The sequence below is a fragment of the Gramella sp. MAR_2010_147 genome, from assembly GCF_900105135.1.
Lineage (GTDB): Bacteria > Bacteroidota > Bacteroidia > Flavobacteriales > Flavobacteriaceae > Christiangramia.
Window position 1 is genome coordinate 2202677 of the sequence record NZ_LT629741.1, and the last position, 24873, is coordinate 2227549.

Sequence of the window (24873 nt, forward strand, 5' to 3'; positions counted from 1 at the left end):
TTTTATTTTAATTTTGATTAGGTGGCAAAAATAAAAAACTTTATTTTAAAACCGATTTTTCCTCTAAAAATGTGATGGTAATTTACATAAATTCATTGAAAGCAATTAATTTTACATCCTAATAAATGTTAACAAGCTTATTTTGAGTGATAAAGAAAGTACGAACACAAAAAAGATTGTAATTTTTGCTTCCGGTTCCGGTACCAATGCCGAAAATATCATAAAATACTTCCAGAAATCCAAAAATATCCAGGTAGCTGCAGTTCTTTCTAACCGAAGATCGGCCGGAGTTTTAAAACGAGCCCACGATCTAAATGTAAAAGCGCTGTTATTTGATAAGGAAGCGTTTTATGGCACCAATGACGTATTGAACATTTTAAAAGATATAGACCCCGATCTTATTGTTCTTGCCGGGTTTCTTTGGTTATTTCCATCAAATATCATCCATGAATTTCCTGATAAAATTATCAATATCCACCCTGCATTATTACCTAAATATGGTGGGAAGGGAATGTATGGATCTAAAGTTCACGAAACGGTCATTGCAGAAAAAGAAGTAAAAAGCGGCATTACCATTCATTATGTAAATGAAAAATATGATGAAGGCAACACCATTTTTCAGGCTTCTGTACATATAGAAAATCATGATACAGCTGAAAGCCTAGCTGAAAAAATTCATGAGCTCGAATATAAACACTTCCCTGAAATAATTCAGCAAGTATTAGAAGAATCTAACTAATGCAAACTCCCAAAGTTCATATATACACTGATGGGGCTGCTCGAGGCAATCCCGGACCAGGCGGTTTTGGGGTGGTGATGGAATGGGTAGGCAAACCCTATAAAAAAGAATATGCTCAGGGTTTTAAACTTACCACCAATAACCGGATGGAGTTGATGGCGGTTATCGTTGCCATTAGTAAACTTAAAAATCCCGGGACACCTGCAAAAGTTTTCACCGATTCAAAATATGTGGCTGATGCGGTGAATAAAGGCTGGGTATTTAATTGGGAAAAAAAGAATTTTGTCAATCGCAAGAATACTGATCTATGGAAAGCATTTTTAAAAGTCTTCCGAAGACATGAAGTTCAATTTCAATGGATCAAGGGTCATAACGATCATCCCCAGAATGAACGCTGTGACGCATTAGCGGTAATGGCTTCCAAGGGAAAAGATCTTTTAGAAGATACCGGTTACAAAGCTTAACATTTTGCAACTGCTTTCAGGTTTACAGCTTGAAAAACAAACTGTATATTTGCAGCGTCATTTTAAACCCCGTTATGAGTAAATTACTTATTGTAGGAACCGTTGCGTTCGATGCCATTGAAACTCCATTTGGAAAAACCGATAAAATTTTAGGTGGTGCTGCCACTTATATTGGGCTATCTGCCTCAAATTTTGATATAAACAGTGCTGTAGTTTCAGTAGTTGGCGACGATTTCCCCCAGGAATATTTAGATCTGCTTAAAGAAAATAATATAGACATAAAAGGTGTTGAAGTTGTAAAAGGCGGTAAAACCTTCTTTTGGAGCGGTAGATATCATAACGATCTAAACACTAGAGACACACTGGATACTCAGCTGAATGTTCTTGCTGATTTTGATCCTGTGGTTCCTGAAACACATAAGGATTCAGAATTTGTAATGCTTGGAAATTTGCATCCTTTAGTTCAGTTAAGTGTCCTGGAGCAGGTAAAATCGCCGAAGCTCGTAGTTTTAGACACTATGAATTTCTGGATGGATAATAGTCTGGAAGATTTGATGAAGGTGATTGCTAAAGTTGATGTTATTACTATTAATGATGAAGAAGCAAGACAACTTTCAGGAGAATATTCATTGGTAAAAGCGGCCAGGAAAATTGAAGAAATGGGGCCAAAATATGTGGTAATTAAAAAAGGTGAGCATGGTGCTTTACTTTTTCATAAAGATCAGATATTCTTTGCGCCGGCTTTACCTTTAGAAGAAGTTTTTGACCCAACTGGTGCGGGAGATACCTTTGCTGGTGGATTTATTGGTTATCTGGCCAAAACCGGAGATATTTCTTTTGAAAATATGAAGAGCGCAATTATCTATGGTTCCAATCTTGCCTCCTTTTGCGTAGAAAAATTTGGAACAGAGAGAATGCAATCCCTAACAGGAGATGAAATGAACAAAAGGCTTGATCAGTTCAGGAAGCTAACACAATTTGAAACACAATTAGATTAAAAATAACGCCCTGTAATTTCAGGGCTTTTTTTGTGACAAACACCAAACACAACAAATTCCTAAAGGAAACTAAGATATGAGTGATGCTTTAAAACACGAATGCGGAATTGCACATATAAGGCTTTTAAAACCTCTTGATTACTACAAGAAAAAATACGGTACAGCATTTTACGGCGTAAATAAAATGTACCTGATGATGGAGAAGCAACATAACCGTGGCCAGGATGGCGCTGGTTTTGCGAGCATTAAACTTAATACTATTCCTGGAGAACGCTACATCAGTAGGGTTCGTTCTAATCAGGCTCAGCCAATACAGGATATTTTTGCACAGATCAACGAACGGATTAATGAAGAAATAAAAGCTAATCCAGAATATGCCGATGACACAGAGCTGCAAAAAAGGTTTATTCCCTATTTAGGAGAGGTGTTTTTAGGACATGTGAGATATGGCACTTTTGGAAAGAACAGTATTGAAAATGTTCATCCATTTCTTAGGCAGAATAACTGGATGCACCGTAATCTTATCGTTGCGGGCAATTTTAATATGACCAATGTTAACAAGCTTTTCAATAATCTTGTGGAACTTGGCCAGCACCCAAAAGAGAGAGCAGACACTGTTACCGTGATGGAAAAAATTGGTCATTTCCTGGATGATGAGGTTCGCAAACTATATAAGAAATTAAAAAAAGAAGGTTTTTCAAAAGTGGAAGCCTCCCCTGTAATCGCAGAAAAGCTGAATGTCGCCAAGATCCTTAGAAAATCTTCAAAAAACTGGGATGGTGGTTATGCCATGGCCGGATTAATTGGGCATGGTGATTCTTTTGTGCTTCGTGATCCTGCAGGAATAAGACCCGCTTACTATTATAAAGATGATGAAGTGGTAGTGGTGGCATCTGAAAGACCGGTGATACAAACCGTGTTTAATGTAGATTTTGATGATGTTCATGAATTACCTCCGGGGAATGCCATTATTACTAAAAAGAACGGCGAGGTTTCAATAACTGAGATCCTTGAGCCCTTAGAACGGAAAGCATGTTCTTTTGAGCGCATCTATTTTTCAAGAGGTAGTGATGCTGAGATCTATGAAGAGCGAAAAATGCTCGGTAGGCTTTTAATGCCAGAAGTTTTGAAGTCTATAAATCACGACACCCTCAAAACTGTGTTTTCTTTTATCCCGAATACTGCGGAAACTTCTTTCTATGGGATGGTAGAAGCTGCTCAGGATGAATTAAATAAACAAAAGAACGAGGCAATTCTTGAAGAAAAAGAAACATTGACAGATGCCAGGCTTCAGGAAATTCTATCTCATAGATTAAGGACAGAAAAAATTGCTATTAAAGATGTAAAGCTTAGAACTTTCATTACAGAAGATAGCAGTCGTGATGATCTTGTTGCCCATGTCTATGATGTTACTTATGGAGTTGTAAAACCGGAAGATAACCTCGTAATCATTGATGATAGTATTGTACGGGGAACAACCCTGAAAAAGAGCATCATTAAAATGATGGACAGATTAAAACCTAAAAAAATCGTTGTGGTTTCCTCTGCTCCCCAAATTAGATATCCAGATTGTTATGGAATAGACATGGCCAGACTGGAAGATCTTGTAGCTTTTAGGGCGGCGCTGGAATTATTAAACCAAAACGGTAAGTATGCGATTGTAGAACAGGTTTATAATAAATGTAAGGAGCAGGTTGACCTGGACGATAAAGAAGTTCAAAACTTTGTAAAAGAGATTTACGATCCGTTTACCGATGAAGAAATTTCTAATAAAATTTCTGAACTATTATGTGATAAAGATGTAAACGCCGAAGTAAAAGTCATATATCAAACGGTAGAAAACCTGCATAAAGCATGCCCTAAGAATCTGGGAGATTGGTACTTCACAGGAGATTATCCAACAGCTGGTGGGAACAGGGTAGTAAATAGAGCCTTTATGAACTTTTTCGAAGGGAAAAAAGACCGTGCCTATTAAAAAAATACCTTTTAACTAGTATAATTGCACTTTGTCTATTATTTTTTTTACACCGTGCTTTTATATCTACATTTAGACTTGCCATAACATAAGTAGGTTAAGTTCATGGTAGATTTGGGGCAAAAAAAGGTGGAATTCATTCCGCCTTTTTTTATTTCTACCCGCTTCTAGATTGTAGAAAAGTTTCTTCTAACTCCTATACATTTTTTTGATTTACAGCTATTTAACTAGTTTTTAGGCACTTCGTCTAAAAAAATAAAAACATAGAAAGTTTCTTTCTATCTTTAAACTACCATAGCATAAGTAGGTTAAGTTCATGGTAGATTTGGGGCAAAAAAAGGTGGAATTTTTATTCCGCCTTTTTTTATGAATATAATAGATGAACAATATTCATTCTCAAATGAATAATTTATCGATAAACTGCTCAAAAAACTGAATTATAGCCCTTTAACTAATTTTTGGGTATTTCATCTAAAAAGTAAAATTTAAAGAATAATTCGGTATATATTTACTATACCATAGCATAAGTAGGTTAAGTTCATGGTAGATTTGGGGCAAAAAAAGGTGGAATTCATTCCGCCTTTTTTTATGGAGTAAACTCAGGTTCAGGCATAAAAAAGGCCGCATATAGCGACCTTTTTCATATCTATTTATTACTAGTACTCGTTATTTTTATTTTGCTTTCGCATAACGACTTGAAACTTCCTGCCAATCTATTACGTTAAAAAACGCATCAATATATTCCGGACGTTTGTTTTGATAGTTTAAATAATAGGCATGCTCCCAAACATCAAGACCTAAAATTGGAGTTCCTCCACATCCTACTTCCGGCATAATTGGATTATCCTGGTTTGGTGTAGAACAAACCTCAACTTTCCCGCCATCGTGAACACAAAGCCAGGCCCAACCAGAACCAAACTGTCCAGCTGCAGCTTTTGAAAATTCTTCTTTAAAAGCTTCAAAAGACCCATAAGCGGCATCAATTGCACTGGCTAATTCACCCTCTGGCTTTCCTCCTCCATCTGGAGACATGATTTCCCAGAATAAACTGTGATTATAAAAACCACCTCCGTTATTACGAACCGCTTTATTAGACTTATCGAGATTCTTTAAAATGTTCTCGATATTTTTTCCATCCATATCGGTTCCTTCAATAGCGGCATTCAGTTTTTTTGTGTACCCAGCATGGTGCTTACCATGGTGAATTTCCATAGTTTTTGCATCTATATGTGGCTCCAATGCGTCAAAAGCATATTTTAATTTTGGTAACTCAAAAGACATAATTATCTGATTTTTTAGTGATTAGTACTTTAATTCTCCCAAATTTAGCTATTCAGGTATTTAATGGAAATTATTTAGTGTTATAAAATACTTAAAAGCAGCTGCGTTTTAAATGTCATTTTTATTTTAAATTTAAAGTTTTATGGCTGTCACCTAATTATATAATCCCATCCTTCTTGAAAAATTCCTTTAAAATTTATAATGCCTCGGCTGGCTCGGGAAAAACCTTTACCCTGGTAAAGGAATATCTTAGTATTCTCTTTACTTCACCAAAGCAAGACCGGTATAAAAATATCCTGGCAATTACATTTACTAATAAAGCTGTAGGTGAAATGAAGTCCAGGATCATTGAAAGCCTGGCTGAATTTTCAAAAACCGAGGTAAATCCTGAGAACAACCCTTTACTAAAAGTTATAGCTGAAGAAACGCAACTTCCGCCAGAGCTCATTCGAAAAAAATCTACCGAAATTCTAAAGAGTATCATCCATAATTACGCGGCTTTTGAAATCTCAACGATCGATGGCTTTACCCATAGGGTGCTTAGAACATTCGCAAGGGACCTGGGAATTCCAATGAATTTTGAAGTTGAATTAAGTGCAGATGAGGTTTTGATGGAAGCCGTTGACAGCCTTATAGATCGTGCGGGCTCTGATGAGAAACTCACAAAAGTTCTTGTTAACTATACTCTATCTAAAACCGATGATGATAAGAGCTGGGATATTAGTCGCGATCTTTTCAATATTTCAAAGCTTTTAATTAATGAGAATCACCAAAAACCTATTCAGTTACTAAAAGATAAAAACTTAGAGGATTTCGAAAAATTCGGAAAAAAGTTACGAGCTGATATAAAAACAGCAAATGAAACTCTTAATACGTCCTCAGATTATTTTTTCGAATTCATTCAGGATAATGGAATTGATGAAAAATGGTTTAGTCGTGGATCCATCCCGGGTTATTTCCGGAAGATAAAAAAAGAAGGAGCTATTATCAATTATATTACCGCATGGGCGGCAAATATTGATTCAGCTGCATTATATAATAAATCTTTAGACGATTCTTCGAAGAGTTTGATGGATAGGCTCCAACCGGAAATTGCAGCTTTATTTGCTACTACCAAGAAAGCTTATTTTCAAATTGAATTTTTAACTGAAATAAGAAAAAATCTTGTTCAGCTTTCACTTTTAAATGAGATTAATCGCGAAGTTGAAGAAATTAAAAAGGATAGAAACCTGGTTTTAATTTCTGAATTTAACCCAAAGATTAGCGAACAGGTGAAAGATCAACCGGCTCCTTTTATATATGAACGGCTTGGAGAGCGGTATCAGCATTATTTTATAGACGAGTTTCAGGATACTTCTACAATGCAATGGGAAAATCTAATTCCGCTTATTGGTCACAACCTTTCTACCTCTGAGAAAAATTCCAGTCTTAGCCTTGTTGGAGATGCCAAGCAAAGTATTTATCGCTGGCGAGGAGGGCGCGCTGAACAGTTCATAGATTTAAGCAATCAAACAACTCATCCCTTTCAAATAGAACAGGAAGTGGTAAATTTGCCAGATAATTACAGAAGCGGTTCTGGCATTGTAAATTTTAACAACAATTTCTTTCAATACGCCGCTTCTATTTTAAGCTTTCCAGAATATACTGAGCTCTTCAAAGCGTCAGCTCAAAAACCAAAAAAAGGAGATTTTGGTTATGTGAAATTAAATTTCGTGGAGGCTGATAATCGAGAGGAAGAATTTGAAATATATCCTGAAAAGATCCTCGAGATCATTGAAGATCTCGATTCAAAAGGCTTTCATAGAAAGGATATTTGCATTCTAACCAGAAGAAAAAACGAAGGTATTGCCATAGCTGAATTCCTGGGTGAGCATTCTGTTCCTGTAATTTCCTCGGAAACGCTCCTGATTTCTCAATCCCGCAAAGTTCAGTTTATTGTAAATATGCTTGCTTTCTCTATGTATCCTGAAGACAATAAATTGAAACTTCAGCTATTTGACTTTTTATCTGAAAATTATTTACCGCCAGAAGAAGCTCATAAAGTTCTAGTTCAAAATTTGCCTGAGAATGGTACTGATTTTTTTAAGTGGCTTTCAGTGCTAGGTATTGAATTTAAATTGGAAGAGCTTAAAAGACTCTCCTTATATGAAGCTGTAGAATATATAATTAGAAGTTTCAGTTTAGTTGAAAAGTCTGATGCCCACATTCAATTCTTCCTGGATTTCGTATTTGAAACCGCTCAAAAAACATCTAATAGTCTAAATGATTTTCTCGAGAAATGGGAACAGAAAAAAGACAAATTAAGTATTGTAGTTCCAGAAACTGACAATGCAGTTCAGATCATGACCATCCATAAATCTAAGGGATTGGAGTTTCCTGTAGTGATTTATCCTTTTGCAAATTCAGAACTTCAGGATACCCGAAATGATAATTTATGGCTGGATATTAACAGTGAGGATATTCCGGTGGCCTATGTGAGCGCTTCCAAAAAAATGTTGAACTGGAATGAAGATACCGCTCAGGCTTATAATGAACTTATATATAAGAATGAATTAGACACCCTGAATGTCTTGTATGTAGCATGCACCCGGGCAGCTCAACAGCTCTATATCTTATCTAATTACCACAAAAAAGCTAAAAGTTCTCCTAATATTTCAGATCTATTAACCGATTATTTAAGATCAGCAGGAAAATGGAATGATCAATTAGAATATGAATTTGGAGACCCAAATACTATTATTGATTCAAAAAGTACTGAAAATGCCAGTGTTTCAAACCGTCGTTTTTATTCTTCTTCCACTAAAAATAAAGCTGTTCATATCGTAACCAGATCTGGCTCTTTATGGGATTCTAAACAACAGGATGCGATTGAAAAGGGAGAAATTGCCCATGAGATCTTAGCACGAATTAATAGCCGGGAAGATCTTAACGAAGCCGTGACCTGGGCGATTAATTCAGGTATGATCACGATAGATTCGAAAGAAGAAATTACGAAACTAATTTCAGGAATTATTGAACATCCAGAATTAAAACAATATTACTCCAAGGAGGTAAAGAATTTTAATGAGAAGGAAATCATTACAACAGATGGACAGAGATTAAGACCAGATAGGATCAATATTAATGGAGGGCTAATAACCATTATAGATTATAAAACCGGGGGATTTGTGGATACACATAAAAAACAGGTTTCAAATTATGCGAAAGCACTGGAAAAAATGGGATATGAAATTGATAGATCCTTACTTATTTATACCAATAATCCCATTATTATAAAAAATGTGTAAAAGAAATTTAAATTTGCCACTACCATCCAATATATAACTTATGTTATCATATGGTTGTGAAATAAAATATTTAGAAGTAAAACAAACGAATATGTACGGAAAGATAAAAGAACATTTAGAAAGAGAAATTGAGGAGATCAAAAATGATGGTCTTTACAAAAGAGAAAGGATCATTACCGGGGCTCAGGATGCCGTTATAAAAATTTCAACGGGACAGGAAGTGATCAATTTCTGTGCGAACAATTACCTTGGACTATCTTCACACCCTGAAGTTATCCAGGCTGCAAAGGATACCATGGATACTCACGGATTTGGGATGTCCAGTGTACGCTTTATTTGTGGAACTCAGGACATTCACAAAGAGTTAGAAGAAAAGATCTCTGATTTCTACGGAACTGAAGATACCATTTTATACGCTGCCTGCTTTGACGCCAACGGTGGAATCTTTGAACCACTTTTAACCAAAGATGACGCAATTATCTCAGATTCACTTAATCATGCTTCTATCATTGACGGTGTACGCTTATGCAAAGCCGCCAGATACCGATATGAGAATGGAAATATGGAAGACCTGGAAAAGCAATTGCAAGATGCAAATGAAAAAGGGGCCAGATTTAAATTAATCGTGACTGATGGCGTATTCTCTATGGACGGGCTTGTTGCCCCACTTGATAAAATTTGTGACCTGGCAGATAAATATGACGCGCTTGTAATGATTGATGAGTGTCATGCAACAGGATTTATAGGAGAAAACGGAATAGGCACCCTTGAAGAGAAAGGAGTTTTAGACCGTGTAGATATTATCACCGGTACGCTGGGAAAAGCACTTGGTGGCGCAATGGGTGGTTATACTACGGCAAAAAAGGAGATTATTGAGATATTAAGACAGAGATCCAGACCTTATTTGTTTTCAAATTCTCTGGCACCGGCAATTGTTGGAGCTTCCATCAAAGTATTTGATATGCTCAAAACCGATGACAGTCTTCGTAAAAAATTAAAAGAGAATACAGCATACTTTAAAAAAGGAATTAAAGATGCCGGATTTGAAATTATTGATGGCGAAGCAGCAATTGTTCCGGTAATGCTTCATGATGCCAAATTATCACAAGATATGGCCGATAAATTACTGGAAGAAGGTATTTATGTAATTGGGTTCTTTTATCCGGTGGTACCTAAAGGAAAAGCAAGAATTAGAGTGCAACTTTCTGCAGCTCATGATCAAGCACATTTAGATAAAGCTATAAATGCATTTAAAAAAGTTGGTAAGGAACTAAAGGTGATATAATAAAAAAATTTCTTTTTTAAACTTGGCAGTTTATTATCAAAACGGTTGATAATCAGTTAATAAAAACCCTACAAATCGCTTGGAAACGCGCTGTAATTAAGAAAACTTTATTATTTTTACTTTTGTTAATATGCATTAAGAATATACTTTTGCTTACAATTAACACTTAAAACTAAACTATTAAATATGAAACATCTTAGCAAAATTGTACTGGCCACATTACTGATATTTGGCTTTACTTCGGTTAAGGCACAGGATGCTGACAACCCATGGGCAATTGGTATTGGTACCAATGCAGTTGATTTTTATCCTACAGGGGAAGATGCGCCTCTTGGTGGTATGTTCGATGAATACTTCAACACTGGAGATCACTGGAACATTTTACCGGCAGTATCTAAATTATCTGTATCAAGGTATATAGGTGGTGGATTCGTTGGAGAACTAAGTGGTTCTATCAACCAAATTGACAAGTATGGAGATAGATCTGTTGGAGATCTTTCTTACTATGCGGTAGATCTTGGATTAGACTACAGCCTTAGAGCACTATTAAATGATGGATGGATTGATCCAGTTCTAGGTGTTGGTGGTGGTTACACTTGGATTGGTGATCAAGATGGATCTGATATCGAAAACCTTGATGCCGCTACTCTTAACGGAAAAGCCGGGTTAAATTTCTGGTTTTCTGATAATCTAGCTTTGACTTTAGAATCTAAATATAAGCATGTATTAGAATCTGAAACTGGTTCTCATTTCCAGCACGCTGCAGGAATCAAGTTTGTCTTTGGAGGAACTGATACTGATGGTGACGGAATCTATGATAAAGATGACGAATGTCCAGAACAACCAGGTCTTGAAGAATTCAATGGTTGTCCTGATACTGACGGTGACGGAATCGAAGATCGTCAGGATAAATGTCCAAACGAAGCTGGTCTTGCTGAATTTGACGGATGTCCAGATTCTGATGGTGATGGTGTAGCCGATCCTGATGATGAATGTCCTGAAGTTGCTGGTCTTGCTGAAATGAACGGTTGTCCTGATGCTGACGGTGATGGAGTAAGAGATGATGAAGATAACTGTCCTGAAGAAGCTGGTCCTGCTGAAAATGATGGATGCCCATGGCCTGATACTGATGGTGACGGAATCCTAGATAAAGATGATGAGTGTCCTGAAGAAGCTGGTCCTGCTGCATCTAATGGATGTCCAGAACCAACTGCAGAGGTTATTTCTGAATTGAATGAATACTCTAAGACTGTACTTTTTGACCTTAATAAAGCTACAATCAGATCAGAATCTGAAGAAGCTCTTCAGTCAATCCACGATATCATGCATGAATATTCTACTACTATCTTCCACATTGAAGGACATACAGATAGTTCAGGTAGTGATGCTTATAACATGAAGCTTTCAAAAGAAAGAGCAGCTTCTGTAAAGAACTGGTTAGAACAAAACGGAATTCCTGCAAACAGATTAACTTCTGAAGGTTATGGTGAAACTCAGCCAATTGCTACTAACAGTACTGCCCAAGGAAGACAGGATAACAGACGTGTAGAGATCTCTCTTGATAAAGACAAAGAGATGAAAGACAAGTCTGGTGAAGAAGAAATGAACTAATATTTCTGAATAAATCACAAAAGAAAACGCTCCGCATTGCGGGGCGTTTTTTATTTTAGGCGTATGGAATCTTTTATACGCGAAGTTTTACAGAAACTTAAAAACACCAATACTCCGCTATCTGAAATTTGCTTTATACTTCCCAGTAAGCGAGCGGGCTCTTACCTTTTAAAAGAGCTTTCTTCCATTTCAGATAAGAACATCTTTTCTCCAACCATTTATAGCATTGAAGAGTTTACAGAAGTAATAGCTAATCTGGATACTATAGATAATACGATTAGTTTATTTGAATTTTATGAGGTTTACAAAGATCTTACTCCAAAAGATAATCAGGAAGATTTTGAAACCTTTATCACATGGGCACAAAGCCTTATTCATGATTTTAATGAAATAGATCGCTATCTAATAGATTACAAGCCATTTTTCAATTACCTCTCCGGAATTCAGGACATTAACCATTGGTATTTAAAAGAAGAAAAAACAGATCTTATTAAAAGATACCTGGAGTTCTGGAAAAATCTTCCAAACTATTACCAGGCACTATCCAACCGACTACTTTCCAGGGGGCAGGCTTATCAGGGACTCATTTACAGAAGAGCCGCAGAAAATATAAAAGACTATGCTGCCACTAAAAACCAAAAACATGTATTCATTGGTTTCAATGCCTTAAATGCTTCTGAACAATTAATTATTCAGAAATTACTGCAGGCAGATCTCGCAGAAGTTTATTGGGACTTAGACAAAACATTCTTTACTGATCCAGATCACGGGGCATCCATTTTTATACGAGATTATTTAAAAAACTGGCAATATTACCAGGATAATGAACCAAATGATTTTACGAGTAATTTTAAAAATGGAAAAAATATTGAGCTCATTGGAGTTCCAAAAAATATAGGTCAGGCAAAATATCTGGGAGAAATTTTAACCGATCTTTCAGCCGGTGAATTAGAAAATACAGCCATCGTTCTTGGGGAAGAAGAGTTGCTTTTACCTGTATTAAATTCCTTACCAGAAGAAATCAAAGATCTGAATATCACCATGGGATTTCCGGTGAAAAATGCGCCTGTAAATTCGCTTTTTGAAAGTCTTTTTCAAATGCATATCAATAAAACAGGCACATATTATTACAAAGATGTAATTTCAATCATCAATCATCCGGTGCTTAATCCTGTTCTGAAAAATTCTGCAGATGAGTTAATGATCAGGATCAATTCAGAAAACTTGGTTTATCTGGAAGCGAAAAGTATTGCCAGTCATTTTCCCAAGGAAATTGAAAAATTGATTTCTGCCTGTTTCATCCCAAAGGAAGATTCAGTTTCATCATTTATTGCAGATATTCAAATCATCATTCAGGAACTAAAAATTTATTTGAAACAGGAGGAGGATAAAATAGGACTGGAATTTTTATATCATTTTCATGTATTATTTAACAAACTTCAGAACCTCAACGAATCTTATCCTCACCTAAAAACCATTAAATCGCTTTATGGTTTTTACCGAGAGTTGGTTAGCACCGAAACTCTCGATTTTCAGGGACGCCCATTTCAAGGGCTTCAACTTATGGGAATGCTTGAATCTCGTGCCCTGGATTTTGATACGGTGATCATAACCTCTCTAAATGAAGGTGTTTTACCTGCAGGAAAATCTGATAACTCCTTTATTCCTTACGATCTTAAACAGGAATATAAACTACCTACTTATCGCGAAAAAGACGCAGTTTATACATACCACTTTTATAGACTGCTACAAAGAGCAAAAAACGTATTCCTTCTTTATAATACCGAAGCTGACGGATTAAATTCAGGTGAGAAAAGCAGGTTTATTACACAATTAGAAATTGAAAACCTCAAATCGCATAGCCTTAGAAAATTACTGATAAGCCCCGAAGTTAGTGTAACCAAAAAAAACCTGAAAGAAATAAAAAAGACTCCTCAAATGATGGAAAAATTACGGTCTCTGGCTAATTCCGGCTTTTCACCTTCAGCACTTACCACCTATATTCGAAATCCAGTGGATTTCTATCACCAATATGTTTTAGGCGTAAAAGATCAGGAAGAAGTTGAAGAGACTGTGGCATTCAATACCCTGGGAACGGTGGTTCATAATGCACTTGAAAATCTTTATAAACCACTTGAAGGCAAATTTATTACCGAAGAGATCATTCAGGATTTCATAAAAAAAGCAGATAGGGAAATTATAAATGAATTCTACGAGACCTACAGTAAAATACCTCTGGAAAAAGGAAAAAATCTGCTCATTTTTGAAGTAGCTAAACGTTATTTACACAATTTCCTGAGATTTGAGTTAAAGAGAATTAAAGCTGGGCAAGAAATTAAAATAGTACAAATAGAAAAAGACCTTAAAGTAAAATTTCCTCTCGAAAAATTGCCTTTTTCAGTTTATCTTCGCGGCAAGGTTGACCGTTTGGAAAGCACCAATGGAATCCCCAGAATTATAGATTACAAGACTGGGAAAGTGGAGTCAAAACATCTTAACGTTACTGATTGGCAGGAAATAACAAAAGATTATGACAATTACTCTAAAAGTTTTCAGGTTTTAACTTATGCGTCCTTGATTGCGCTAGAGAAAGGTCTTAAATTCCCGGCCGAAGCCGGAATTATATCCTTTAAAAATTTAAAATCTGGATTTTTAAAGTTTGAAAAGAAAGAAGCAGGTTCAAAACAAAAAGATTCTCTTATAACTGAAGAAACTTTAGAACTGTTTCAGGGTGAATTAAAGAAATTAATTATGGAGATCTGCAATCCGGAGATTCCATTTATAGAAAAGGAAATTAAAAAGAAATATGGAAGTTTCTAAAAAGGAAAATATTGTTATAGAGGGAAAACATAATAAGCCCATTGTAGCAGATATTATTTTTAAAGATGACGGTAAGCCTAAACCCGTTGTAATATTTTGTCACGGCTATAAAGGCTTTAAAGATTGGGGAGCCTGGGATAAAATGGGAGAGCAAATTGCCTCTGAAGGTTTCTTTTTTGTGAAATTCAATTTCAGTCATAATGGTACCAATCCTGAAAATCTGACTGAATTTATGGATATTGAGGCTTTTGGGGATAATAACTATGTTATTGAACTAGATGACCTTCAAAAGGTGATCGACTGGATACTTTTACCAAGCTTTAATTTCTCTAAACAGATTAAACCAGATAATATCAACCTCATTGGGCATTCGCGAGGAGGTGGTATTGTAGTATTAAAAGCTGCAGAAGATAAAAGGATCACCAAACTTATCACATTGGCTTCTGTCTCAGATTTCAGCTCGCGTTTTCCAGAGGGTAAAAACCTGGAAAAATGGGAAAAAAAAGGTGTTCGGTATATTAAGAATACCAGAACAGGCCAGCAATTACCTCATCATTACCAGTTTTACAAAAATTTCAAAGAGAATAAAGAACGTCTTAATATTAAAAAGGCGGCGAAAAAGCTTGAAATTCCACACTTAATTGCCCACGGTAGTAGTGATACCAGCGTTTCTATTGGAGAAGCAGGAAATTTATTTGAATGGAGCCCGGCTCCAAAACTTTTATTGGTAGAAAATGCCGACCATGTTTTTGGAATTGAGCATCCCTGGGAAAAGGATGAATTAACTAAGGAATTTAAACATGTGATTAAAAAGAGTTTGGACTTTCTAAAAACAGATTCCAAAACACTTTGGGATGAGTATGGAGAATCTGATGACGATTAGAAATAAAAAAACCACTGCAAAAACAGTGGTTTTTTTGTGGAGAATATCGGAGTCGAACCGATGACCTTTTGGCTGCCAGCCAAACGCTCTAGCCAGCTGAGCTAATCCCCCGGCTGGGAGCAAATGTAACAATTTTTCCTAAATATAGAAATCTTTATTTTTTATCCAGAAAATGATCAGGAAAGCACAAATAAATGAACTTGAGGAAATAAAAAAACTCACAGAAGCTTGCGCCCAGGCAATGATAAAATTGCAAATTTTTCAGTGGAATGAACATTATCCATCCCTGGAAAAACTGCGCAATGATATTCTAAAAGAAGAACTATATGTATGCGTTAGTAGCTCCGAAATTATTGGAATCATTGTTATTACTGAAGTCATGGACGAAGAATATATTCCAGTAGAATGGCTAAGCAAGACAAACAATAATATCTATATACATCGACTCGCCACGCATCCCGATTTCTGGGGACAGGGATACGCTCAAAAACTCATGGATTTTGCTGAAAATTTTGCCAGGAAAAATGATTTTGAATCGGTAAGACTGGACACATTCAGTAAGAACGACCGTAACCAGCGTTTTTATGAAGCCAGAGGTTATCAAAGATTAGATAATATTTACTTTCCTAAGCAAAGTGAACATCCATTTTATTGTTATGAATTGCTTATTTAATGTAGCGCATTCTATATTTGCCTTTCAGGAAATTGACCTTTGGAAAATTCAGTTAGTTTTAAAAATATCAATAAAATTGCCATTCCGGCGATCATTGCAGGAATTGCAGAACCCCTTATCTCCCTTACCGATATTGCCGTAATTGGAAATGTAGATAATAATTCTATTGAAGCACTGGCGGCAGCCGGAATTGTAGGTTCTTTTCTATCAGCCATCATCTGGATCGTAGCCCAGACAAAAACTGCGATCTCTGCTATCGTTTCTCAGCATTTAGGTGCAAATCGCCTGCATGCGGTAAAAACACTCATCCCGCAAGCTATATTTTTCAATTTTCTTTTTAGCTTGCTAATTTATGGGTTAACCGCATTCTTTGCAGAAGCCATATTTGGCGCCTATAATGCAGAAGGTTTAATACTTCAATATTCTGAAGATTATTATCAAATTCGGGCTTTAGGTTATCCCTTGACACTGGTGACTTTTGCGATATTTGGCGTTTTTAGAGGTCTGCAGAATACACTTTGGGCTATGAAATGCAGTTTGACCGGAGCTGTTGTCAACGTTGCGCTGGATTATCTGCTTGTTTATGGAATTGACGGCATAATACCTCCACTTCATCTAAAAGGAGCCGCATATGCCAGTTTAGCTGCTCAGGGAACTATGCTCATCATGGCCTTGTGGTTCTTCTTCAAAAAGACCCCTTTTCATTTAAAACTGAGTTTCAATATCAATCCACGTATGAAAGGACTTCTCCTTATGGCTGCCAACCTTTTTGTACGAACGGCTGCCTTGAATTTTGCCATTTATCTTGCCAACGCCTATGCTACAGATTATGGTAAAAATTTTATTGCAGCGCAAAGTATCCTGATGAATATCTGGCTCTTTTTTAGCTTTTTTATTGATGGATATGCAAACGCAGGAAACGCCATTGGTGGAAAATTGCTGGGAGCCATGGACTATCGGAATTTATGGGAACTTAGTAAGAAGATAAGCAAGTATGCAGTTTTTATTGCTCTGATATTAATGGGAATTTGCGCCCTGTTCTATGATGAAATCGGTCTGCTGTTCAATAAAGAAACCAGCGTGCTGGCTTTATTCTCTTCAGTATTCTGGATCGTACTTCTCATGCAACCCGTTAACGCGATCGCTTTTATGTTCGACGGAATTTTCAAAGGTCTGGGAGAAGCAAAATATCTACGGAATGTACTTTTGGTGGCTACCTTTTTAGGATTTACCCCGGCACTTCTCATTTCAGATTATTTCGGATTGAAATTATACGGAATCTGGATTGCATTTTTCGTCTGGATGCTTATTAGAAGTAGCACCCTGGTTATTTATTTCCGAAGAAAATACCTCCAGAAGGAAGTTTAGATTCTGTTAAGGAGCTATTTGCTTTCCTGCAATATCATTAACTTTGATAAAAATAGACTATTTATGACGACCAACCGCGAAAACGGGAGTTTATACACAAATATTGAAAATAAGATTGCAACAGTAGAATTCGGGCATCCCGCCAGTAATTCACTTCCATCTGTACTTTTAGACCGATTGGCAAAAGAGATCAACGATCTTTCACAAAATGATGATGTAAATATTATTCTTCTTAAATCTGAAGGAGAAAAGGCCTTTTGTGCCGGCGCTTCTTTTAATGAGTTGATAGAAATAGATGACCTGGAAACAGGAAAGCAATTTTTCTCAGGTTTTGCTAAGGTCATCAACGCCATGCGTCAATGTAAAAAACTCATAGTGGGACGTGTTCAGGGTAAAACCGTTGGAGGTGGTGTAGGATTGGTAGCCGCCTGCGATTATGCCATGGCAACCGATGCCGCTGCAATCAAACTTTCTGAGTTAAGTATTGGTATAGGTCCTTTTGTGATCGCTCCCGCTGTAGAAAGGAAAATGGGCGTGGATTCTCTGGCAGAATTAACTCTTGGAGCTCATGAATGGAAAAATGCCTATTGGGCCAAAGAAAAAGGATTATATGCCAAGATTTTTGAATCGATTAAGGATCTGGATCTGGAAATTGAATTATTTACTGAAAAGCTGGCTTCCTACAATCCGCAGGCTCTGTTGGAAATGAAAAAAATCCTTTGGAAGAATACGGAAAACTGGACACAGTTACTGGAAGAAAGAGCGGCAGTTTCAGGGGAATTGGTACTTTCAGATTTCACTAAAAAAGCCCTGGCTAAATTTAAAAAATAGTGATCTGGTCATCCTGAATTTAGTTCAGACAGATTTTGTATTATTCGAAGAACTAAAAACTCTGAAAAAACTTCAGAATGACGTAATTTTAAATGTGATAAAATTAAGTAATAGACATGCTACAATTCTTACAGATCTCTGATGGTGACAGAGCTTACCAGATGGGTTATGATTTAGGCAGTTTTATTGGAGATAACCTATTTCTAATCCTGGGTCTTATCATTGGAATTATAGTGGCCATTGTGATGAGAAAAACTTTTAAAACTAAACCGTGATGCAGGAACATTTACCAAAAGATAAGGATCCCAATGAAGTACAGGAGTGGGGATGGACCATTCAGGAATTTGTAATTGAAAATTTCTGGTATTTACTGGCTATTCTAATACTGCTCGGCCTTTTCTTTTTCGCTCGTCACCGTTGGAATGTTAGAAATTCACGAAAATATAAGAATTAATGGATCAGGACACCTGGGAATTTTTCAGCTTTTTAAGTGGGATGGGATTATGGCTGGTTTTAGCACTGGTACTAATCGGAGTCTTTATTTATAAGAAATTCAGAAAATAATTACCTTGTTTTTAGCCAACCGGTGATACTCAGTCGGGGAACTTTTACAGGTTTCACCTCATGTTCCAGCTCCTGACTTTCGAAAATCACCACTCGTCCCGGAAACGGGTAGATATTCAGTTGTTTTTCCTGTCCGTTTTCCTGGGTATAGATCGCAAGTTCACCTCCATTCTCAGGTTTCCAGTCTTCCGTGTTCAGATAACAGACCATAGATAACTTTCTCCTCCCATCATTTTGAAAGGTATCCAGATGCCTCTTGTAAAACGTACCTTCAGGATAAACCGCATAATGAAACTCTTTGGTAAGAATTCCCATAAAACAGGTCCTGTTTAAATACTCCACTAAGGAATTAATCTTGTTGAAATAAGTTTTTTCTGCTTCTCCCGCTTCCGCTTCATTGATCCAGAGAATAAAATCACCGCGAATAGACTTTTCAATTACCTCACTGGTCCTGTTTCCAATCGCTGCTTTTTTAAAATTATCCTCTTCATATTTATTAATTAGTTGTTTCCGGAGAATCGCAACCTCATCAGCATTAAAGAAATCATCTACAATACTGTATTTTCTCTCTAGAATATCCTGGATAATTCGCTCATAAAGCGGATTCTCCTGAAATTCAATTTGTTCAAAAAGTTCCTGATCGGTTGAAAGCATCATTTCAAAAATTTCGCAAATATACTTTAGATATTAAATTGAAAACTGTTAAAATTAAGCCTCAAAAAATCATTTATCTTTGTAACAAAATATGCTAAAATGAGCAACATTAGAATTACCAAACAATTTTCATTTGAGACCGGGCACGCCCTTTATGGCTACGATGGGAAATGTCGAAATGTACATGGTCATAGTTACAAACTGAGCGTAACTGTTGTTGGAGAACCTATTAGTGATAACGAAAATGTGAAATTTGGAATGGTAATAGATTTCGGAGACCTCAAAAAAATCGTAAAGTCTGAGATCGTAGATCAGTTTGATCATGCTACAGTTTTCAATAAGAATACCCCACATCTGGAACTTGCCAACGAATTGAAAGATCGCGGGCATCACGTGATCCTGGTAGAATACCAGCCTACAAGTGAAAATATGGTAATAGATTTCGCTAAGAAAATAAAGAAACATCTTCCAGGACATATTAGTTTACACTCCCTGAAACTTCAGGAAACTGAAACTTCGTTTGCAGAGTGGTATGCTAGTGATAATATTTAGGGCGCAACCCTTACGGGTCGGGCTATCCGCTTTTAGTCCCGATCGCTAAAATGCTATCGGGAGCTAACCGCTTCTATCCCTTGCGCGAATTCTATATTTCTAATTATAAGTGTCATTTCGAAAAAGCTTAGCAAAGGAGACATCGCTGGATTAGTTCAAACTTCCATGAGATCTTTCCCGTTGGTCGAGATGACAGATTAATAGAGCTATGCTGGAATCACATCTAACTGAAACAAGTTCAGGATGAATAAATTTCATAAACAAAATTGTTCAACCAAGACTGTGATTTCGACCAGAGGGAGAAATCTCCTATCTTTACCCCCGAATTAAGTATTTATGAATATCCCTCAAGGCAAAAAAGTATATTTTTCCAGCGATAATCATCTTGGCGCTCCCACTATGGAAGAAAGCCGAAAGCGAGAAGCTGTTTTTGTAAAATGGCTGGATGAGATTAAAGAGGATGCTGCCGCAATATTTCTCCTGGGTGATCTGTTCGATTTCTGGTTTGAATATAAACATGTGGTTCCAAAAGGATTTGTGCGTACCCTTGGAAAGCTTGCTGAAATTAAAGACAGTGGTATCCCCATCTATTTTTTTGTGGGAAATCACGACCTGTGGATGAACGATTATTTTGAAAGTGAATTAAACATTCCGGTATATCATCGTCCAAAAGAATTTGAATTCAATAATAAAACTTTTTTGGTAGGACATGGGGATGGCCTTGGTCCAGGCGACAAAGGCTATAAAAGAATGAAAAAAGTCTTTACCAATCCGCTTTCTAAATGGCTTTATAGATGGCTACATCCAGATTTAGGAGTGCCTTTAGCGCAGTATTTCTCCGTAAAGAACAAAATGATCTCGGGAGATGAAGATCAGACTTTTCTTGGCGAGGACGAAGAATGGCTCATTCAGTATTGCAGAAGAAAACTGGAAACCAAACACTATGATTATTTCCTATTTGGCCATCGACATTTGCCTTTAGAAATAGACCTCAACGGAAAATCTACCTACATCAATACCGGAGATTGGATAAGCCATTACACCTACGCGGTTTTTGATGGGGAATTATTAGAGTTGAAAAAACTCGATTCTTAAATACTTTCTCGTATATCCTTTAATTTCAACTGAATTTTAGTATTCCCGTTCCAGGTATTTTCATCCAGGCTATATACCGCATCAAATTTTTTACCTTCTTTTATTAAATCCAACTTTTCTCCCAGGTTAAAACCTATTACATCAAAACTTGCTTTGGAATCTTCCTGTTTTACCTGGCATTTCAAATGGGTCTTATCTTCACCCACACATTTCCCAAAACCTGTATCTGTCAATCCTTTACTCAAAAAGACCGGTGACATATTCCCGGGACCAAAAGGTGCAAACTGTTTCAAAATTCGGTAAAACTTAGCCGTAATATCTTTTAGATCCAATTCTGCATCTATACTTATTTCTGGAGTTAATAGGTTTTTGTCTATACTTCCCGAGACCACTTCCTCAAATTTTTGCTTGAAATTCAGATAATCAGATTCCAAAAGGGTAAGTCCGGCTGCATATTTATGTCCGCCAAATTGCTCAATATATTCTTTACAGCTTTCCAAAGCTTCATACACATCAAAACCTTTAACCGACCTTGCTGAAGCTGCAAGCCTGTCGCCACTCTTGGTAAATACCAGGGTTGGCCTGTACCAGGTTTCGGTTAGCCTGGAAGCAACGATTCCTATGACTCCTTTATGCCAGTTTTCATTATAAACTACAGTGGTAAATCGGTTTTCTTCCTTTTGAGTTATGACTTGCTGTTTAGCTTCTTCGGTAATACTTTTATCGGCACTTCGCCTATCTGTATTATAGGTTTCAATTTCTTCAGCGTAATTTCCGGAAATAGTTTCATTCTCTTCCGTTAGCAGATTAACCGCATGTAAACCATGTTTCATTCTCCCCGCGGCATTTATACGTGGTGCCACGATAAAAACCACATCAGTAATACTCACATTTTTTCGATCTCCTAATAGGCTTCTGATACCCTTTCGCGGTGCTACATTAATCACATGCAAACCGTGATAAGCCAGAATCCTGTTTTCCCCGGTGATGGGAACAATATCAGCTCCTATCGCTGTGGCAACTAAATCGAGATATGGCAATAAAGTTTCCTCTGGCTCCTTGTTTTTTTGAGTGATCGCCTGGATAAGCTTAAAACCAACTCCGCATCCACATAGCTCATCATAAGGATAGTTACAATCCTCACGTTTTGGATCTAAAACTGCAACGGCATCGGGAATTTCATTCCCCGGGCGATGGTGATCACAAATCACAAAATCAATCCCTTTATTTTTTGCGTAGGCTACTTTTTCAATAGCTTTAATTCCACAATCCAACGCGATAATCAGGCTTACCTCATTATCTTCGGCATAGTCTATTCCTTGATAAGAAACCCCATATCCTTCCTCATAACGATCTGGAATATAAGTGGTCGCATTAGGATAACGGAATTTCAAAAATGAAGACATTAATGCAACACTGGTAGTTCCATCTACATCATAATCTCCATAGACCATGATGTTCTCTCCGTTTTCTATAGCCCGTTCAATACGTTCTACAGCCTTATCCATGTCTTTCATTAGAAATGGATCATAAAGATCTTTAAGATCAGGTCGGAAAAATTTCTTTGCCTCCGCAAAAGACGTGATTCCTCGTTGCACCAGGAGTTTAGCGACTGGTATCCCAATCCCCAACTTCTCTGCTAAAGAATTTACAGTCATAGAATCGGGTTTGGGTTTTAAGGTCCAGCGCATAATTTTTAGAAATTGAAAGAATATCGAAATTAGTAAAAAACAAGGTATACGAAATAAATACTTAGCCTAATATTTCAGTAATTTTATTCTGAAGTTTGGGTACCACTTCAGCTTCAAACCAGGGGTTTTTCATCCGCCAGAATCGGTTTACAGGCGACGGATGCGGAATTGTCCAGAATTCAGGTAAATACTCTTTATAATTCTGAACCTTTTGAGTAAGATTTTCCTTTTTACCCAGGTAGTAATTTGCGGCATAAGAGCCAATAATAATTTTCAGCTGAACATTTTTCATTTCTTTCCACACCGATTCATGCCATAAAGGAGCACATTCTTTTCGGGGAGGCAAATCACCGGTTTTAGCTTTTCCGGGATAGCAAAAACCCATCGGGAGAATAGCAAAGTTATCTACCTTATAAAAAGTATCTTTATCTACTCCCAGCCATTCCCTTAGCTTTTTACCACTTTGATCGTTCCAGGCAATTCCAGATTCATGAACAATTCTTCCGGGCGCCTGACTAATCAATACAATTTTAGAATTCTTACTGGCCTCAATGATAGGCCTTGGTCCCAGCGGAAGATGATCTTTACAAACCTTGCAATCTCTTATGGTACACAGAAGATCTTCCAAAATATCAGGATTTCCCTTCTACTATTACAACAATTTCCCCTTTGGGAGGTTTATTGGTATAATGGGTAAGTACTTCTGTAACCGTACCTCGAATGGTCTCTTCATGTAATTTCGTAATCTCTCTGGAAACAGAAACTCGTCTATCCTCGCCAAAATATTCCGTAAAATGACCTAAGGTTTTGATCAGTTTATGAGGAGATTCGTAAAAGATCATGGTCCTGGTTTCTTCAGCAAGAATTTTTAATCTGGTTTGCCTGCCCTTTTTAACCGGGAGAAAGCCTTCGAAAACAAATTTATCGTTTGGTAATCCACTGTTGACCAAGGCTGGAACAAAAGCAGTGGCACCGGGTAAACAATCTACCTCAACTCCGGCTTCCACACAGGCTCTGGTTAAAAGAAATCCGGGATCTGAAATGGCGGGTGTACCGGCATCGCTTATAAGTGCAATCGTTTCTCCAGACTGGATTCGGGAAACTATTCCTTCAACCGTCTTATGCTCATTATGCATATGGTGGCTGTGCATCTGGGTTTGAATTTCGAAATGCTTCAGTAGTTTACCACTGTTTCGAGTATCTTCAGCTAAAATAAGATCGGCTTCCTTTAAAACTCTTATAGCTCTAAAAGTAATATCCTCCAGGTTTCCAATAGGCGTTGGAACCAGAAACAGTTTTCCCATAAATCAGTTTGAACTAATTGCTGAATTTATTCTCTATATGCGCCATAAAACGCTCTTCATATTCCACTTTTCCTTCCCAGTTGTTATAATCTGGTTTTACGACCTTATCAATAAATTTCCTGGCTTCTTCCAGGCTGGTGAAAGTGTTTAACTGGGAAAGTACCCGGTTATAATCGGCTGTATCTCCTCCAAAAAGATGTTTTATGTATGAAAGGCGTTGGTTAAGACCTATATTAATTCCTTTTTTGAGTCGGTCATTTAAAGATCTTGGCTTACTGGTTTTTTCTACGTGATTTACCGGCTCAAAATCTGGAAGATTATCATAATCTACCCCAATATTTCTAAAATCCCTTTTCTCCTGTCCTCTATCAGATGATCTTGATGGTTCTGGAGCAGCATTTATCTGACTCATCATAGAATCTATCTTTTCAGTTTCCGGAGGCATTTGTGCAACGATATCTTTAATTTTTTCAGTATTTGGTTCTGTTATGGCGTCAGAATCTTCATTATATTCAGTTCCGTCCGGATAAAACTCGTCATAAGAAACTTTATTAGCTTTTTTCTGAACAGGCTTTTCAGCTACTTTCTCACTTTTATCTTCTTCAAGATGCTTTTCCGTGAAAGCCAATACCGTAAGTTTTTCGTAAAGATCCTTTGCTTTTTCCTTCAATCCATTCGCATCCAATTTGCCTTTATTCTGAATGATATTTTCAGCAATTCGAATGAGATCAGTCTCAATTTTCTTTTTCATCTGTTTATTTTTATTTGTTTTTTATCGGTCAGATGCGATTCGCAAAT

The 24873-nt window shown here is 36.9% G+C and carries 22 protein-coding genes and 1 tRNA gene; 16 read left to right on the forward strand and 7 right to left on the reverse strand.

The genetic code is table 11. From position 1 onward, the window contains the following. Positions 1-142: 142 nt before the first annotated feature. From BLT95_RS10000 to BLT95_RS10015, 4 genes are all read left to right on the forward strand, one after another. Entirely contained in the window at positions 143-739 is a 597-nt protein-coding gene (locus BLT95_RS10000; protein WP_089665950.1) for a phosphoribosylglycinamide formyltransferase, read from the forward strand. Then, complete coding sequence (rnhA, locus tag BLT95_RS10005; protein ID WP_011711221.1) at positions 739-1203, forward strand: ribonuclease HI; 465 nt, start codon at positions 739-741, stop codon at positions 1201-1203. Before BLT95_RS10000 ends, rnhA begins: the two co-directional genes overlap by 1 nt. A gap of 74 nt (positions 1204-1277) precedes the next feature. Beyond that, on the forward strand, positions 1278-2201 hold the full coding sequence (locus BLT95_RS10010; RefSeq protein WP_089665951.1) for a PfkB family carbohydrate kinase: 924 nt from the start codon (positions 1278-1280) through the stop codon (positions 2199-2201). Between the two features lie 76 nt (positions 2202-2277). Continuing rightward, a complete protein-coding gene (locus BLT95_RS10015; RefSeq protein ID WP_089665952.1) occupies positions 2278-4176 on the forward strand; it encodes an amidophosphoribosyltransferase in 1899 nt (632 codons plus the stop codon). 672 nt (positions 4177-4848) lie between these two features. On the opposite strand, the gene BLT95_RS10020 is transcribed toward BLT95_RS10015, so the two are convergent. Then, the gene (locus tag BLT95_RS10020; protein ID WP_089665953.1) at positions 4849-5457 is read right to left on the reverse strand and encodes a superoxide dismutase; all 609 of its coding nucleotides are present in this window, start codon (positions 5455-5457) and stop codon (positions 4849-4851) included. Between the two features lie 176 nt (positions 5458-5633). Here BLT95_RS10020 and BLT95_RS10025 point away from each other — a divergent pair, with 176 nt between their 5' ends. From BLT95_RS10025 to BLT95_RS10045, 5 genes are all read left to right on the forward strand, one after another. Next, the gene (locus BLT95_RS10025) at positions 5634-8744 is read left to right on the forward strand and encodes a UvrD-helicase domain-containing protein (RefSeq protein WP_089665954.1); all 3111 of its coding nucleotides are present in this window, start codon (positions 5634-5636) and stop codon (positions 8742-8744) included. A gap of 91 nt (positions 8745-8835) precedes the next feature. Then, positions 8836-10029, forward strand: coding sequence for a glycine C-acetyltransferase (gene kbl, locus BLT95_RS10030; protein WP_089666899.1), 1194 nt, complete (start codon positions 8836-8838; stop codon positions 10027-10029). Between the two features lie 186 nt (positions 10030-10215). Beyond that, the gene (locus BLT95_RS10035) at positions 10216-11640 is read left to right on the forward strand and encodes an OmpA family protein (protein ID WP_089665955.1); all 1425 of its coding nucleotides are present in this window, start codon (positions 10216-10218) and stop codon (positions 11638-11640) included. 63 nt (positions 11641-11703) lie between these two features. Continuing rightward, on the forward strand, positions 11704-14460 hold the full coding sequence (locus tag BLT95_RS10040) for a PD-(D/E)XK nuclease family protein (protein WP_172822585.1): 2757 nt from the start codon (positions 11704-11706) through the stop codon (positions 14458-14460). Then, positions 14447-15343, forward strand: a complete 897-nt coding sequence (locus tag BLT95_RS10045; RefSeq protein ID WP_089665957.1) for an alpha/beta fold hydrolase — start codon at positions 14447-14449, stop codon at positions 15341-15343. Before BLT95_RS10040 ends, BLT95_RS10045 begins: the two co-directional genes overlap by 14 nt. 37 nt (positions 15344-15380) lie before the next feature. On the opposite strand, the gene BLT95_RS10050 is transcribed toward BLT95_RS10045, so the two are convergent. Then, positions 15381-15454, reverse strand: a tRNA-Ala gene (locus BLT95_RS10050). A gap of 61 nt (positions 15455-15515) precedes the next feature. Here BLT95_RS10050 and BLT95_RS10055 point away from each other — a divergent pair. The 5 genes from BLT95_RS10055 (at position 15516) to BLT95_RS10070 (ending at position 18669) form a co-directional block, all read left to right on the forward strand. Then, the gene (locus BLT95_RS10055) at positions 15516-16016 is read left to right on the forward strand and encodes a GNAT family N-acetyltransferase (protein ID WP_089665958.1); all 501 of its coding nucleotides are present in this window, start codon (positions 15516-15518) and stop codon (positions 16014-16016) included. Between the two features lie 39 nt (positions 16017-16055). Then, positions 16056-17384 (forward strand): MATE family efflux transporter, encoded by a 1329-nt coding sequence (locus tag BLT95_RS10060; RefSeq protein WP_089665959.1) that lies wholly within the window; start codon positions 16056-16058, stop codon positions 17382-17384. A 63-nt stretch (positions 17385-17447) separates the two neighbouring features. Next, positions 17448-18215, forward strand: coding sequence for an enoyl-CoA hydratase/isomerase family protein (locus tag BLT95_RS10065; protein ID WP_089665960.1), 768 nt, complete (start codon positions 17448-17450; stop codon positions 18213-18215). A 116-nt stretch (positions 18216-18331) separates the two neighbouring features. Then, a complete protein-coding gene (locus BLT95_RS14330; protein WP_157718043.1) occupies positions 18332-18490 on the forward strand; it encodes a hypothetical protein in 159 nt (52 codons plus the stop codon). Continuing rightward, entirely contained in the window at positions 18490-18669 is a 180-nt protein-coding gene (locus BLT95_RS10070) for a hypothetical protein (protein WP_231896353.1), read from the forward strand. Before BLT95_RS14330 ends, BLT95_RS10070 begins: the two co-directional genes overlap by 1 nt. 110 nt (positions 18670-18779) lie before the next feature. On the opposite strand, the gene BLT95_RS10075 is transcribed toward BLT95_RS10070, so the two are convergent. Continuing rightward, positions 18780-19433: a 2OG-Fe(II) oxygenase gene (locus tag BLT95_RS10075; protein ID WP_089666900.1), complete on the reverse strand. Its 654-nt coding sequence runs from the start codon at positions 19431-19433 to the stop codon at positions 18780-18782. A 99-nt stretch (positions 19434-19532) separates the two neighbouring features. Between BLT95_RS10075 and BLT95_RS10080 the strand changes: the two genes are divergently transcribed. Then, complete coding sequence (locus BLT95_RS10080; RefSeq protein WP_089665962.1) at positions 19533-19985, forward strand: 6-carboxytetrahydropterin synthase; 453 nt, start codon at positions 19533-19535, stop codon at positions 19983-19985. A 336-nt stretch (positions 19986-20321) separates the two neighbouring features. Next, entirely contained in the window at positions 20322-21080 is a 759-nt protein-coding gene (locus tag BLT95_RS10085; RefSeq protein ID WP_089665963.1) for a UDP-2,3-diacylglucosamine diphosphatase, read from the forward strand. Here the strand turns inward: BLT95_RS10085 and recJ are convergent. The 4 genes from recJ to BLT95_RS10105 form a co-directional block, all read right to left on the reverse strand. Further along, a complete protein-coding gene (gene recJ / locus BLT95_RS10090; protein WP_089665964.1) occupies positions 21077-22771 on the reverse strand; it encodes a single-stranded-DNA-specific exonuclease RecJ in 1695 nt (564 codons plus the stop codon). The genes BLT95_RS10085 and recJ overlap by 4 nt on opposite strands. 61 nt (positions 22772-22832) lie before the next feature. After that, positions 22833-23399 (reverse strand): uracil-DNA glycosylase family protein, encoded by a 567-nt coding sequence (locus tag BLT95_RS10095; RefSeq protein WP_089665965.1) that lies wholly within the window; start codon positions 23397-23399, stop codon positions 22833-22835. 4 nt (positions 23400-23403) lie between these two features. After that, positions 23404-24075, reverse strand: coding sequence for a 16S rRNA (cytidine(1402)-2'-O)-methyltransferase (gene rsmI, locus BLT95_RS10100; RefSeq protein WP_089665966.1), 672 nt, complete (start codon positions 24073-24075; stop codon positions 23404-23406). A gap of 13 nt (positions 24076-24088) precedes the next feature. Next, positions 24089-24826 (reverse strand): hypothetical protein, encoded by a 738-nt coding sequence (locus tag BLT95_RS10105; RefSeq protein ID WP_089665967.1) that lies wholly within the window; start codon positions 24824-24826, stop codon positions 24089-24091. Positions 24827-24873: the final 47 nt, after the last annotated feature.

Bases quoted from the DNA above. Each gene is read 5' to 3' on its own strand.
- BLT95_RS10075 (WP_089666900.1), bottom strand. From the start codon at position 19,433: ATGCTTTCAACCGATCAGGAACTTTTTGAACAAATTGAATTTCAGGAG.
- BLT95_RS10020 (WP_089665953.1), bottom strand. From the start codon at position 5,457: ATGTCTTTTGAGTTACCAAAATTAAAATATGCTTTTGACGCATTGGAG.
- BLT95_RS10070 (WP_231896353.1), top strand. From the start codon at position 18,490: ATGCAGGAACATTTACCAAAAGATAAGGATCCCAATGAAGTACAGGAG.
- BLT95_RS10040 (WP_172822585.1), top strand. From the start codon at position 11,704: ATGGAATCTTTTATACGCGAAGTTTTACAGAAACTTAAAAACACCAAT.
- BLT95_RS10010 (WP_089665951.1), top strand. From the start codon at position 1,278: ATGAGTAAATTACTTATTGTAGGAACCGTTGCGTTCGATGCCATTGAA.
- BLT95_RS10045 (WP_089665957.1), top strand. From the start codon at position 14,447: ATGGAAGTTTCTAAAAAGGAAAATATTGTTATAGAGGGAAAACATAAT.
- BLT95_RS10035 (WP_089665955.1), top strand. From the start codon at position 10,216: ATGAAACATCTTAGCAAAATTGTACTGGCCACATTACTGATATTTGGC.
- BLT95_RS10080 (WP_089665962.1), top strand. From the start codon at position 19,533: ATGAGCAACATTAGAATTACCAAACAATTTTCATTTGAGACCGGGCAC.
- recJ (WP_089665964.1), bottom strand. From the start codon at position 22,771: ATGCGCTGGACCTTAAAACCCAAACCCGATTCTATGACTGTAAATTCT.
- BLT95_RS10105 (WP_089665967.1), bottom strand. From the start codon at position 24,826: ATGAAAAAGAAAATTGAGACTGATCTCATTCGAATTGCTGAAAATATC.
- rnhA (WP_011711221.1), top strand. From the start codon at position 739: ATGCAAACTCCCAAAGTTCATATATACACTGATGGGGCTGCTCGAGGC.
- rsmI (WP_089665966.1), bottom strand. From the start codon at position 24,075: ATGGGAAAACTGTTTCTGGTTCCAACGCCTATTGGAAACCTGGAGGAT.
- BLT95_RS10085 (WP_089665963.1), top strand. From the start codon at position 20,322: ATGAATATCCCTCAAGGCAAAAAAGTATATTTTTCCAGCGATAATCAT.
- BLT95_RS14330 (WP_157718043.1), top strand. From the start codon at position 18,332: ATGCTACAATTCTTACAGATCTCTGATGGTGACAGAGCTTACCAGATG.
- BLT95_RS10055 (WP_089665958.1), top strand. From the start codon at position 15,516: ATGATCAGGAAAGCACAAATAAATGAACTTGAGGAAATAAAAAAACTC.
- BLT95_RS10015 (WP_089665952.1), top strand. From the start codon at position 2,278: ATGAGTGATGCTTTAAAACACGAATGCGGAATTGCACATATAAGGCTT.
- kbl (WP_089666899.1), top strand. From the start codon at position 8,836: ATGTACGGAAAGATAAAAGAACATTTAGAAAGAGAAATTGAGGAGATC.
- BLT95_RS10065 (WP_089665960.1), top strand. From the start codon at position 17,448: ATGACGACCAACCGCGAAAACGGGAGTTTATACACAAATATTGAAAAT.